Raw genomic sequence first — 14,007 nt, forward strand, 5'->3', positions numbered from 1 at the left:
GGAGGTATGATAAATGGAGACAATAGTAAAAAAACGAATAAAACAGGTGAAAAAAGGTGATCAAAATGCTTTTGCTGAGATTGTCGATTTGTACAAGGATAAAATCTATCAACTTTGTTACAGGATGCTAGGAAATGCGCATGAAGCAGAAGATATTGCCCAGGAAGCCTTTATAAGAGCATATGTAAATATTCACACATATGATATGAATAAAAAGTTTTCTACATGGTTATACCGTATTGCAACGAATCTTTCTATAGACCGTATTCGTAAAAAAAAGCCAGATTATTATCTGGATGCTGAGGTTTCCGGAACAGATGGTTTAAATATGTATTCACAGGTAGCTGCCGATGTAACACTACCTGAAGAGGAACTTGAAACATTGGAATTGCAAGAGACCATTCAAAAGGAAATATTAAAGCTTCCGGATAAGTATAGAACTGTAATTGTCTTAAAGTATATAGATGAGCTTTCTCTTATAGAAATAAGCGAAATCCTGAATATACCTGTTGGAACCGTTAAAACTCGTATACATCGAGGTAGAGAGGCTTTAAGAAAACAATTAAGGCACTTATGATGAGGTGATGATAATGAGCTGTTCTTCAGAATATGTTCAACTATTGCATAAATATTTGGATCTTGAATTAACATCAAGTGAGGAAAAAATGGTTAAGGACCATCTTCATACATGTGAGTCTTGTTATCAACATTTTCATGAACTTGAAAAGGCTGTTGCTCTAGTCAAAAGCACATCACATATTGAAGCTCCTCTTAATTTTACTGAAGCTGTTATGAATAATCTTCCACGAGAAAAAAGAACTGTTTCATGGAATCGTTGGTTAAAAAGTCACCCACTATTAACAGCAGCTTCTCTTTTTATTGTTTTGATGACAGGGAGCTTGCTTTCTGCTTGGAATGAAGATCAACATTTTAGTGTATCGAGACAAAGTAATTTAGTTGTTGAAAATAGTAAAGTGATCGTTCCTAAAAATGAAGTTGTTAAAGGTGATGTAATTGTTAAAAATGGAACATTAACGATTGAGGGTACAGTTGACGGAGATGTGACAGTTATAAATGGAGAGCAATACATGGCTTCGGCTGGTCAAGTGACTGGAGAAATTGAGGAAGTTGATGAAATGTTTGAATGGTTATGGTATCACATGAAATCTGTTTCTAAAGAAGTCGTAGAGGTTTTTAACTAGAATGTTGAAATGGTAGGAATATAGGATTCTTCCTGCACTGCCTATGAGAAATAAATACACATGGTTTAACAAGGATAAATAGTAAAGGTCATCCACTTGGTGACCTTTTTACATTACTAATAATGAAGTGATATAATAATAAAGTTACATACACAACAAGATAGACAATGTCTATTCATAAATAGAGTGAGCTCATGGAGGACGAGTGAATGGGTTATGAGGATTTACCAATATTGCAATACCTCCGTATAGCTGTTGACATTCTCCTTGTATGGTACGTTATCTATAAATTAATAATGGTAGCAAGGGGAACTAAGGCTGTACAGTTGTTAAAAGGAATTACCGTGATTATTGTTGTTCGAATGCTTAGTCATTATTTTGGGCTAAGTACTTTGCAATGGTTAATGGACCAGGCAATAACATGGGGATTTCTAGCTATCATCATAATATTTCAACCAGAGCTTCGTAGAGCCTTGGAACAATTAGGAAGAGGTCGCTTATTTTCTAGAAGTGGTCAGCCGGGTGAAGATGACCCTGAAATAATAGTCGAGTCTATTGTGAAGGCAACAGACTATATGGCAAAACGTCGCATTGGGGCACTTATGTCAATAGAAAAAGAAACTGGGATGAGTGATTACATAGAAACAGGAATTGCCTTAAATTCAAGAATCTCATCTGAGTTATTAATTAATCTCTTTATCCCTAATACACCTCTTCATGATGGTGCTGTTATTATTCAAAAAAATCAAGTAGCTGCGGCAGCATGTTACCTGCCTTTATCAGAAAGTCCATTCATATCCAAGGAATTGGGTACACGACATCGTGCAGCACTTGGAATCAGTGAGGTTACTGATAGTCTTACAATTATAGTTTCAGAAGAAACAGGAAGCGTTTCTGCTGCTAGAAACAGTGAGCTGCATCGAAATTTAAATCAAGATGAATTAAGAGAGATTTTACAAAAAGAATTACATTCTACAACAAAAACCGTTTCCTCAAACCGTTGGCATTGGAGGGGGAAAAAAGATGGATAGGTTGATGAATAACCATTGGGTAATGAGGATAATTGCCTTGTTCCTCGCAATCATGCTGTATGCATCTGTTAATATAGAATCTGGATCTCAAGGAGGAACCCAATCAACAAATCCTTTTAGTTCTTCTCCCTCACTGGATAAGGCAACTGTCACGGATGTGCCAGTCGTTACATACTTTGATCAAGAAAATCTTGTTGTTACAGGGGTACCAGAAACAGTTAATGTAACATTAGAGGGTCCAACGGTTGCATTGACAAAAGCAAGGACAGTTAAAGATTTTGAGATATATGCTGATTTAAATAATTTATCAATAGGTACTCATCGTGTTCAACTTAAAGTTAAAAACTTATCCGAGGATTTAGAGGCGAGTATTAATCCTTCTACTATCACAGTTTCAATTGAAGAGAAGGTTACAAAGGATTTCCCAGTTGAGGTTGATTTTACTAATGAGGATAAATTAGAGGAAGGTTACACACCTGATCAGCCAATTGTAAATCCAAACAGTATTCGCGTTACAGCATCAAAAGAGGTTATTGACCGTATCGAAACGGTTCAGGCAACAGTGAATTTAGAAACTGCCAAGGAAACGATTAACCAGGAATCTAGAATTACGATTTATGACAGCGATGGCAACATTCTTCCAGTGGAAGTAGAACCGTCTGTTGTAGATGTTACAGTACCAATTAAAAGCCCAAGTAAAACTCTCCCTTTTAAGATAAGCAGGGAAGGTGAGCTTGAAAAGGGTTTAAGTATCTTAAGTATAGAGCCTAATCCGAAAGAAATTACTGTATACGGACCACTTGATGTTCTTGAAAAATATGAATTTCTAGATGGTATAAAAGTTGACCTTTCAGAGATCCAAAAGGATACATCTATAGAAGTTGATGTCCCGGTACCGGAAGGCATCACGAAAGTTAGTCCAGAAAAAATTAAGATCGAAATAGATGTGGAAGAGCAACAAGAAAAGGTGTTTTCCAGTAAAAAAATACAGGAAGTAGGCTTTCTGAAGGAAAGGTCTTCGACTATATTGATCCTGATTCAGGAGCGATGGATCTTACCGTTTACGGTGCTACGAGTGTGATTAATGAAATAAAATCAGATGATATTGAATTATATATAAACCTGTCAGATTTAGCGGATGGTGAACATGAGGTGGAAGTTCAAGTTAATGGTCCTCAAAATCTTACTTGGTCATTGCAAAAAGAAAAGGTAAAAGTGAGAATTTCTTCAGCCTCTTAAGGCAGATTTGTATAAAGGAGCGAAACCAATGGGAAAGTATTTTGGTACAGATGGAGTACGAGGAGTTGCAAATAGTGAATTAACACCTGAATTAGCCTTTAAAATTGGTCGATTTGGTGGATATGTTCTAACAAAGGATAAAGAAAGACCAAAGGTTATTATCGGCAGAGATACTCGTATCTCAGGTCATATGTTAGAAGGGGCTCTTGTAGCAGGACTACTGTCAATAGGAGCCGAGGTGATGCGTTTAGGTGTTATCTCAACACCAGGTGTAGCTTTCTTAACAAAGGCTCTTGGTGCTGAAGCAGGGGTTATGATTTCAGCATCACATAATCCTGTAGAAGACAACGGAATTAAATACTTCGGTCCAGACGGTTTTAAACTTTCTGATGAACAAGAGCTTGAGATTGAAAGACTAATGGATGAAGAAGAAGATACATTACCGAGACCTGTTGGTAAGAATTTAGGACAAGTAAATGATTATTTTGAAGGTGGACAAAAATATTTACAATTCCTAAAACAAACAGTTGACGAAGACTTTACTGGTATACATGTAGCATTAGATTGTGCACATGGAGCTACATCATCTCTTGCTACACATTTATTTGCAGATCTTGATGCAGATGTTTCTACAATGGGAACATCACCTAATGGGCTTAACATTAATGACGGAGTAGGATCGACACATCCAGAAGCTTTAGCAGCTTTCTTAAAGGAGAAGAATGCTGATATTGGTTTAGCATTTGATGGAGATGGTGATCGCCTCATTGCTGTTGATGAGAACGGTGATATTGTTGATGGTGATCAGATTATGTACATTTGTGCAAAATTCTTAAATAGTGAAGGCCGATTAAAAAAGAACACGGTTGTTTCAACAGTTATGAGTAACTTAGGTTTTTACAAAGGGTTAGAAGAGCACGCTATTAATAGCATTCCGACCGCTGTTGGAGACCGTTATGTTGTAGAAGAAATGAAAAGAAATGATTATAACCTGGGTGGAGAGCAATCAGGACATATTATCTTCCTTGACTATAACACAACGGGTGACGGACTTCTTACGGGATTACAATTAGTTAATATTATGAAGTTAACAGGTAAAAAATTATCTGAACTTGCAAATGAAATGACAAAGTACCCACAGTTGTTGATAAATGTAAAAGTAACGGATAAATATAGAGTAACTGAAAATGAAAAGGTAAGTGAAATCATTTCTGCTGTTGAAGAAGAAATGAACGGAAACGGCCGTATATTAGTACGTCCTTCTGGAACAGAACCACTTGTCCGTGTTATGGCTGAAGCTCCAACAGAAGAGCAATGTCGTGACTATGTTAATCGAATTGTTGCTGTAGTAAAAGAAGAAATGGGTATGGAATAAAAGACGGGGAAACCCGTCTTTTTATTTAATTTTTATCGAAACTTGAAGACAAGTTTATGTTAACGTTTATAGGTTATTGAACATATACTTAATGTATAACAGCTCAAAAGAGTTGTTATCGATTGGAAAAATAATTGACGATTGTTTTTAACTTGTGTATTATTAATTTTGTTAAAAATACTCATACTAGAAAGGAGTACATTTTATTTAATAGTAAAGTTTCACTCAAAGCGCCTGAACTAAGTGGTCGATAAAACTTAGTTGACGAGGATGGAGGTTATCGAAAATATCGGCGGATGCCTCCCGGTTGTTCTTGGTTACAGCCGTAAGCTATTCCTTAAAACAAAAAGGTAACTTTTTGAACAAAGGGAATGGTATAGCCTTCCAATAAAAAAAGACATGTGTGAGGGGACAGTGATGTCTCCGTTTGTTTAAAAAAGACTTCCTGTCCCTGGTAGCACGCTATGGGAGGAAATGAATTATGTGCGGAATCGTTGGTTATATTGGCAAACAGGACTCTAAAGAAATTTTATTAAAAGGCTTAGAAAAATTAGAATACCGTGGATATGATTCAGCAGGTATTGCTGCTATGAATCAAGATGGTGTTCATATTTTTAAGGAAAAGGGTCGTATTGCTAAGCTACGTGAAATCGTTGATGAAAAAGTTGAAGCAACTACTGGGATTGGTCATACTAGATGGGCAACACACGGTGTTCCAAGTCAAGTAAATGCACATCCACATCAAAGTACTTCATCAAGATTTACACTTGTTCATAACGGTGTTATTGAGAATTACTCAATCATAAAGCGTGAACATTTAACTGGTGTTGATTTTAAAAGTGACACAGACACAGAAATTATTGTTCAAGTGATTGAGAAATTTGTTCATGAAGGATTAGAGGTTGAAGAAGCGTTCCGTCAAACGTTATCAATCTTAAAAGGCTCATACGCAATTGCGTTATTAGATGAGCAAAATCCGGATATGATCTATGTAGCTAAAAATAAAAGTCCACTACTTGTTGGTTTAGGAGACGGCAGCTTTAATGTTGTTGCTTCAGATGCAATGGCAATGCTGCAAGTGACAGATCAATACGTAGAGATTATGGATAAAGAAATGGTGTTCGTTGAACGCGAAACAGTTACGATTAAAGATTTAAAAGGTAACGTAATTGAACGTGCTCCTTATAAAGCAGAGCTTGACGCAAGCGATATTGAAAAGGGCACATATCCTCACTACATGTTAAAAGAAATTGATGAACAGCCATTAGTAACGAGAAAAATCATTGCAAAATACCGTAATGAAAATGGTGGTTTAACGGTTGATGAAGATATCGTAAATGCAGTTAATGCAGCAGATCGAATTTATATTATTGCAGCGGGAACTAGTTACCATGCTGGTTTAATTGGAAAGCAGTTTATCGAAAATTGGGTTAAGATTCCAGTAGAAGTGCATATTGCAAGTGAGTTTTCTTATAATATGCCATTATTATCAGCAAATCCATTATTTATCTTTATCTCACAAAGTGGTGAAACTGCAGATAGCCGCTCAGTGCTGGTACAAATTAAAGAACTAGGTCATAAGGCGTTAACGGTAACGAATGTGCCTGGATCTACTTTATCTCGTGAAGCGGATTATACGATGTTATTACATGCAGGTCCTGAAATTGCTGTTGCTTCTACAAAAGCATATACAGCACAATTAGCTGTTCTTTCCATTCTTGCAGCAGTTGCAGCTGAAGGAAAAGGCCGCTCATTGGAATTTGATTTAACAAAAGAACTTGGTATTGTAGCAAATGCAATGGAAGTACTTTGTGATCAAAAAGAAGAAATGGAAGAAATTGCAAAGGAATACTTTGCAACAACTCGAAATGCTTTCTTTATCGGACGCTCTGTAGACTATTATGTTGGCTTAGAAGGTGCGTTAAAGCTGAAAGAAATCTCTTACATTCAAGCAGAAGGTTTTGCTGGTGGAGAATTAAAGCATGGTACAATTGCTCTTATTGAGAATGGTACACCAATTATTGCTTTATCAACTCAAGAACATGTCAACCTAAGTATTCGTGGGAATGTAAAGGAAGTTGTGGCACGTGGTGCAAATCCATGTATCATTTCTATGAAAGGCTTAGAAGAAGAAGACGATCGCTTCGTTCTTCCACTTGTTCATGAACAGCTTGCACCTCTAGTATCAGTAGTACCACTACAACTGATCTCTTACTATGCAGCATTACACCGTGGCTGTGACGTTGATAAGCCACGTAACCTTGCTAAAAGTGTTACAGTTGAGTAATTTTAAATAGACAAAATGAAAACCCAGTTTTTAAAACTGGGTTTTTATTATGTAGGCGGTTCTTTGTTTACTTATCGAGAAAAGACTGCTTTTTACCTTTTCACAATAACAAGAGAGACCTAGTAACCAGTGTATGATCTATTTTTCATTTCTGTAGACTAGTATAAACTAGTGTAATCTTATTCAGGCAATCAATTAATATATAAATTTTTTGCAAAAAAAGCGTTTACAAAATAAACCATTACACTTATAATATGAATAACAAGTTAAGAATCGTGCTGATGAGTTATTGAGAGACAGCCATTTGCTTTAATAGGGGATTTTATATCCTATTAATGCAGGTGGCTGTCTTTTTCTTTTCAGCACATTGCACTTAAGTTTTTTTATAAGAGAAGATGAAGGGGGATTCACAGTGTCAGCATTTTTAGGGGAAGTTATAGGAACAATGATTTTGATTATTTTCGGTGGTGGTGTAGTAGGTGGTGTTGTGCTTAATAAATCAAAAGCACAAGACTCTGGTTGGATTGTCATTACTTTAGGTTGGGGGTTTGCAGTAGCATTTGGAGCTTATGCGGTTGGAAGTGTAAGCGGTGCACACTTAAATCCAGCTGTTACAATTGGTTTTGCTTCCGTTGGTGAATTCCCGTGGGCTGATGTTCCATCATATATCGCAGGGCAAATGATTGGGGCAATTCTCGGTGCTACAATTGTATGGTTATATTATTACCCACACTGGCAGGCAACAGAAGATAAAGCTGCTAAATTAGCGGTTTTTTCTACAGACCCAGCCATTGCACATACACCTTCTAACTTTATAAGTGAAGTGTTAGGTACAGCGGTTTTAATTTTTGGTCTCTTATCAATTGGTGCTAACGAGTTTACAGAAGGGTTAAATCCGATCATTGTTGGTTTCTTTATCACAGCCATTGGTTTATCACTAGGTGGTACAACAGGTTATGCCATTAATCCAGCACGTGACTTAGGTCCACGTATTGCACACTTCTTACTCCCGATTGCAGGGAAAGGTTCTTCTAACTGGAAATATGCGTGGATTCCTGTTATCGGTCCAATCGTTGGTGGTGTTCTTGGTGCTCAATTTCATCACGCTGTGTTTGTTGGTGGATCTAATAACGCCCTTTATATTTTAATAGGAATATTAGCAGTTATTGCGTTAGTTGTAAAAGTATCTCAATCAAATAAAGGATTTGAAGCAAAAAAACAAGAAGTAATGTAATTATATATAAATTATGTATATCGGAGGTAATCATATGGAAAAGAAATATATATTAGCGTTAGATCAGGGTACAACGAGCTCTAGAGCGATTTTATTTAATAAAAAGGGTGAAATTGTTGAGGTAGCTCAAAGAGAGTTTCCGCAGTATTTTCCTAAACCAGGCTGGGTGGAACATAATCCACAAGAAATTTGGAGCTCAATCTTAGCAGTTATTGCAGAAGTGCTTGCTAAAAAGGATATATCGCCAAAAGAAATTGCTAGTATTGGAATTACGAATCAACGTGAAACAGCTGTTGTATGGGACCGTGAGACTGGAAAGCCTGTCTACAATGCTATTGTCTGGCAATCAAGACAAACAGCGGACATTTGTGAAGAGTTAAAAGAAAAAGGTTATAATGATCTTTTTCGTGAAAAAACAGGATTATTAATAGATGCCTATTTTTCAGGAACAAAGGTAAAATGGATTCTTGATCATGTTGAAGGTGCAAGAGAAAGAGCGAACGAAGGGAAACTTTTATTTGGAACAATTGATACATGGTTGATATGGAAACTATCAGGTGGGCAGAAGCATGTTACTGATTATACAAATGCGTCTAGAACACTTATGTATAATATATACAATCTAGAATGGGATAAAGAAATCCTAGACATTCTAGATATTCCACAATCAATGCTACCTGAAGTTTGTTCTTCATCAGAAGTTTATGCAGAAACAGTTGATTATCACTTTTTTGGTGAAGCTGTTCCAATTGCAGGGGTGGCAGGTGACCAGCAGGCTGCATTGTTTGGGCAGGCCTGCTATGAAAAAGGAATGGCGAAAAACACATATGGAACAGGCTGCTTTATGTTAATGAATACAGGTGAAAAAGCAGTTCCATCTGCAAATGGATTGTTAACAACAATTGCTTGGGGCATTGATGGGAAAGTGGAGTATGCTCTAGAAGGAAGTATCTTTGTTGCAGGATCTGCGATTCAATGGTTACGTGATGGAATTAAAATGATTGAGAATGCTCCACAATCTGAAGACTATGCTTCAAAAGTTGATTCGACTGATGGCGTATACGTGGTTCCTGCTTTCGTAGGATTAGGTACACCTTATTGGGATAGTGATGCACGAGGTGCGGTGTTTGGTTTAACTCGTGGAACAACGAAAGAACATTTTGTACGTGCAACCCTTGAATCTCTTGCTTATCAAACAAAGGATGTCTTAACAGCAATGGAAGCAGACTCAGGAATTGAACTGAAAAAATTACGCGTAGATGGTGGAGCAGTGAAAAACAATATGCTCATGCATTTCCAAAGTGATCTTCTCAATGTTCCTGTAGAACGTCCAGTTATAAATGAAACAACAGCTTTAGGAGCTGCATATTTAGCAGGTTTAGCAGTAGGCTTCTGGAAGGACCGTGAAGAAATTGCCTCACAATGGAAGGTAGATCAATCATTTGACCCTACTATGGATGAGGATCAAAGAAATGAGTTATATGAAGGCTGGCAGGAAGCAAGGCAACAATGAGCTTTAAGCCAAATAAAAAGGGTAAAAAGCAAACAACTTAATTGAAAATTAAGAAAAAAACTGCTATACTATATATAACTAAAAGTTAATAAAAAATTGGTCTTGAGACGTTTTGAGGGGACCACAACAATGCTGTAAAAGGATTTCTTTACAGTTCATGTTGTGGTCCCCTTTTTTGTTGTTTTACCTACAATTTGAAAGGATGATAAACAATGACACAGTTTTCTAGCATAAATCGTTCAAAATATTTAGAAGAAATGGAAGCAAACTCTTTGGATCTACTAGTTATCGGTGGGGGAATTACAGGAACAGGAATTGCTTTAGATGCCCAGGTTCGTGGTTTAAAAACCGGATTGATTGAGATGCAGGATTTTGCTGCAGGTACCTCTAGCCGATCTACAAAACTAGTACATGGAGGCTTACGCTATTTAAAACAATTTGAGGTAAAGCTGGTAGCAGAGGTTGGGAAAGAGCGGGCAATTGTCTATGAAAATGCCCCTCATGTCACAACACCTGTCTGGATGATGTTGCCGATCATTGAAAATGGAACATTCGGTAAGTTTTCCACTTCTATAGGCCTAAAAGTTTATGATTATTTAGCCGGAGTTAAGAAGGTTGAAAGAAGGAAAATGCTGAATAAAACAAATTCAATCGAACGCGAGCCTCTCTTACGTGAACAGGGTTTAAAGGGATCTGGGGTGTATGTTGAGTATCGAACAGATGATGCGCGATTAACATTAGAAGTAATGAAAGAAGCGGTAAACAGAGGGGTTTTGGCTGCAAATTATACAAAAGCAGAAGAATTTATTTATAACAAAGGGAAAGTTATTGGAGTTCACATTCAGGATTTACTAACTGGTGAGAAGCGGAAAATTTACGCAAAGAAAATCGTAAATGCTGCAGGGCCATGGGTTGATACGTTAAGAGAGAAAGATAAATCAAAGAAAGGGAAATATTTGCACTTAACAAAAGGTGTTCACCTTGTAATTGATTCGTCACGTTTTCCTTTAAAAGAGGCTGTGTATTTTGATACGCCTTTTAAAGACGGTAGAATGATGTTTGCTATACCACGTGATAACAAAGCATATGTAGGCACAACTGATACAAATTACAAAGGCTCAATTAGCCACCCAAGAATGACAGTAGAGGACAGAGATTATATTCTAAAAGCTACTAATTATATGTTTCCCAATCTAAACTTAACAACGAATGATGTTGAATCAAGCTGGGTAGGCTTACGTCCGCTTATTCACGAAGAAGGAAAAGATCCTTCAGAGATTTCTAGAAAAGATGAAATCTTTGTCTCACCAACCGGCTTAGTGACAATTGCTGGAGGGAAGCTAACAGGTTATCGCAAAATGGCGGAAGGTGTTGTAAACCTTGTATTAGAAGAACTAAGAGGAAAAAATTATCCCGCATGTACCACAGACAGGATTGTTCTTTCGGGTGGAGATGTTGGTGGTTCTAACCAATATCCTACTTTCGTGAAAGAACAGGTTCAAAAAGGGATAAATTTAGGTTTAACAGAGGAAGAAGCAACGAAGCTAGTAAAACGATATGGATCAAACATTTCTGCCCTCTATGAAGTAATCAAACATAGTGGACATGAAGCGGAGACTGCTGGACTTTCGTTAGAAGTATATGCATCCCTTATTTATGGAATTGAACAAGAAATGGTAGGAACACTATGTGATTTCTTCATTAGAAGAACTAGTGCCCTTTTCTTTGATATAAATTGGGTAATCAAGTGGAAAGAACCGGTTACAAAGTACATGGCAACTATTTTCTCTTGGTCGCTTGAAGAAGAACAACGTTTCCGCGATGAGCTAGCAAAGCACATATATGATGCAACTGTTCCTGTAGAATATGATGAAGATGAACACCCACATGCTAAAAGTGTATAGAAAGCGTGAGGTCCACTGATGTTTGAAAATCAACAGGTGTTACCTGCGACTAAATCAATGAAGGACTTTGAGCGGGTCCTTTCTAATAGAAATGTAGAGTTTATCGTTATGCTAGAAGTGCATATTGCTCAATTAGATAATATTATGAAGCTAGCTAAGACATATCATAAAAAAATCCTCTTACATGCAGACTTAATTCAAGGTTTAAAAAACGATGAGTACTCAGCAGAATTTTTGTGTCAAAAAATAAAGCCTGATGGAGTTATTTCAACAAGAGCAAGTGTATTAAAGACAGCTAAGAAAAATGGTATTTTATCGATTCAGCGGCTATTTTTGCTTGATACGTTGGCAATTGATACAAGTTACAGCTTAGCGCAAAAGGTTCAGCCTGACTTTATAGAAGTTCTACCAGGCTGTGTACCACATTTGATTCAAAAAGTAAGTCAGGAAACAAATATTCCTGTAATAGCAGGCGGTTTAATAACAAGTCATGATGAAGTAACTAGTGTGTTAAAAGCGGGGGCACATGCTGTAACAACGTCCCGGAAGGAATTGTGGAGGATATAATTTGTAAGGAGGGAGATTTGCCTCGATTTTTATTGGAAATAATGATATTAAAAATAGCCTGAAAAGTTGCTACGATATAAGCGGAATCGGACACAAATGCAGTAAACAAGCTAAGATCTGTCTCGATACAAGAGGTATCGGGACATAAATGGACCAAATAATCGAAGATGTGTCTCGATTCAAGAGGAATCGAGACACAAAAGGATCAAACAAGCGAAGATCTGTCTCGATACAAGAGGAATCGAGACACAAAAGGATCAAACAGGCGAAGATCTGTCTCGATACAAGAGGAATCGGGACCCCAAAGGATCAAACAAGCAAAGATCTGTCTCGATACAAGAGGAATCGAGACACAAAAGGATCAAACAAGCGAAGATCTGTCTCGATACAAGCGGAATCGGGACACAAAAGGATCAAATAAGCAAAGATCTGTCTCGATACAAGAGGAATCGGGACCCAAAAGGATCAAACAAGCGAAGATCTGTCTCGATACAAGCGGAATCGAGACCCAAAAGGATCAAACAAGCGAAGATCTGTCTCGATACAAGAGGAATCGGGACATAAAAGGACCAAATAATCGAAGATCTGTCTCGATACAAGAGGAATCGAGACCCAAAAGGATCAAACAAGCGAAGATCTGTCCCGATACAAGCGGAATCGGGACCCAAAAGGATCAAACAAGCGAAGATCTGTCTCGATACAAGCGGAATCGGGACATAAAAGGACCAAATAAACAAAGAACTGTCTCGATACAAGCGAAATCGGGACCCAAAAGGATCAAACAAGAGAAGATGTGTCTCGATACAAGCGGAATCGAGACACAAAAGGATCAAACAAGCGAAGATCTGTCTCGATACAAGCGGAATCGAGACCCAAAAGGATCAAACAAGAGAAGATGTGTCTCGATACAAGAGGAATCGGGACCCAAAAGGATCAAACAAGCGAAGATCTGTCTCGATACAAGAGGAATCGGGACCCAAAAGGATCAAACAAGCGAAGATCTGTCTCGATACAAGCGAAATCGGGACCCAACAGGATCAAACAGGCAAAGATCTGTCCCGATACAAGAGTAATCGAGACCCAAATGGATCAAACAAGAGAAGATCTGTCTCGATACAAGCGGAATTAGGACAAAAAAACATCAAACAATCAAAAAGCTGTCCCGATACAAGCACAGCCGGGACAGCTTTCTGTATTTAAAAAATTCATACCTCTTCAATAAACCTCTAGTACAGACAACATAAAAAAATTCTTAATTAAGGATTATTTATTTAGAGATTCCGATAAAAACTCAATCACTTGATCTGGAGTTTTTGCATTTGCGCTATGTAAGTGTGCTTGTTTTTCACCATTTTTAAATACTAATAAACTCGGAATACCCATTACATCATATTTTTCTGCAATTTCGGGAAGGTCATCTTTGTTTATTTCATACATTGATACATTTCCTACCTCTTCGAATACAGTTGGTAGAAACATGTCCATTCTTTTACAGTCAGGGCACCAGTCTGTAAAAAATTTAAGGACTACTGGTTCATTACCATTAATAAGCTCTTGAAATTGATCTTCTGTTTTTACGTGTTCCATGCTATCACCTCTACACTTATTTTATCCAATACTGGACGAAAAAACAGTAATTTGTTTACTTAAACTAA

General features: G+C 37.3%; 12 protein-coding genes. 11 read left to right on the forward strand and 1 reads right to left on the reverse strand.

Going from position 1 to position 14,007, the window contains the following annotated elements:
- Nucleotides 1-13: 13 nt before the first annotated feature.
- The 11 genes from sigW (at nucleotide 14) to MVE64_RS14530 (ending at nucleotide 12,352) form a co-directional block, all read left to right on the forward strand.
- Nucleotides 14-577, forward strand: a complete 564-nt coding sequence (gene sigW, locus MVE64_RS14480) for an RNA polymerase sigma factor SigW (protein WP_098798136.1) — start codon at nucleotides 14-16, stop codon at nucleotides 575-577.
- 13 nt (nucleotides 578-590) lie between these two features.
- Entirely contained in the window at nucleotides 591-1,202 is a 612-nt protein-coding gene (locus tag MVE64_RS14485) for an anti-sigma factor family protein (RefSeq protein ID WP_098798135.1), read from the forward strand.
- Between the two features lie 209 nt (nucleotides 1,203-1,411).
- Nucleotides 1,412-2,233, forward strand: coding sequence for a diadenylate cyclase CdaA (gene cdaA, locus MVE64_RS14490; RefSeq protein WP_098798134.1), 822 nt, complete (start codon nucleotides 1,412-1,414; stop codon nucleotides 2,231-2,233).
- Nucleotides 2,226-3,314: a CdaR family protein gene (locus MVE64_RS14495; RefSeq protein ID WP_247339101.1), complete on the forward strand. Its 1,089-nt coding sequence runs from the start codon at nucleotides 2,226-2,228 to the stop codon at nucleotides 3,312-3,314. The genes cdaA and MVE64_RS14495 overlap by 8 nt, the downstream gene beginning before the upstream one ends.
- Nucleotides 3,281-3,472 carry a CdaR family protein gene (locus MVE64_RS14500; protein ID WP_247339105.1) on the forward strand — a complete coding sequence of 64 codons (192 nt, stop codon included), beginning with the start codon at nucleotides 3,281-3,283 and terminating at the stop codon, nucleotides 3,470-3,472. The genes MVE64_RS14495 and MVE64_RS14500 overlap by 34 nt, the downstream gene beginning before the upstream one ends.
- Before the next feature lie 28 nt (nucleotides 3,473-3,500).
- Complete coding sequence (gene glmM, locus MVE64_RS14505) at nucleotides 3,501-4,847, forward strand: phosphoglucosamine mutase (RefSeq protein ID WP_098798132.1); 1,347 nt, start codon at nucleotides 3,501-3,503, stop codon at nucleotides 4,845-4,847.
- A gap of 481 nt (nucleotides 4,848-5,328) precedes the next feature.
- A complete protein-coding gene (glmS, locus tag MVE64_RS14510) occupies nucleotides 5,329-7,134 on the forward strand; it encodes a glutamine--fructose-6-phosphate transaminase (isomerizing) (protein ID WP_247339106.1) in 1,806 nt (601 codons plus the stop codon).
- Nucleotides 7,135-7,546: 412 nt separating this feature from the next.
- Nucleotides 7,547-8,368 (forward strand): MIP/aquaporin family protein, encoded by an 822-nt coding sequence (locus MVE64_RS14515; protein ID WP_247339108.1) that lies wholly within the window; start codon nucleotides 7,547-7,549, stop codon nucleotides 8,366-8,368.
- Nucleotides 8,369-8,402: 34 nt separating this feature from the next.
- Nucleotides 8,403-9,881, forward strand: a complete 1,479-nt coding sequence (gene glpK, locus MVE64_RS14520) for a glycerol kinase GlpK (RefSeq protein WP_247339110.1) — start codon at nucleotides 8,403-8,405, stop codon at nucleotides 9,879-9,881.
- A 212-nt stretch (nucleotides 9,882-10,093) separates the two neighbouring features.
- Nucleotides 10,094-11,785: a glycerol-3-phosphate dehydrogenase/oxidase gene (locus MVE64_RS14525; protein WP_247339112.1), complete on the forward strand. Its 1,692-nt coding sequence runs from the start codon at nucleotides 10,094-10,096 to the stop codon at nucleotides 11,783-11,785.
- Nucleotides 11,786-11,800: 15 nt separating this feature from the next.
- Nucleotides 11,801-12,352, forward strand: a complete 552-nt coding sequence (locus MVE64_RS14530; RefSeq protein ID WP_281730503.1) for a glycerol-3-phosphate responsive antiterminator — start codon at nucleotides 11,801-11,803, stop codon at nucleotides 12,350-12,352.
- A gap of 1,263 nt (nucleotides 12,353-13,615) precedes the next feature.
- On the opposite strand, the gene MVE64_RS14535 is transcribed toward MVE64_RS14530, so the two are convergent.
- Complete coding sequence (locus MVE64_RS14535) at nucleotides 13,616-13,939, reverse strand: thioredoxin family protein (RefSeq protein ID WP_098797573.1); 324 nt, start codon at nucleotides 13,937-13,939, stop codon at nucleotides 13,616-13,618.
- Between the last annotated feature and the right edge of the window lie 68 nt (nucleotides 13,940-14,007).

Source organism: Metabacillus endolithicus (assembly GCF_023078335.1).
Classification (GTDB): domain Bacteria; phylum Bacillota; class Bacilli; order Bacillales; family Bacillaceae; genus Metabacillus; species Metabacillus endolithicus.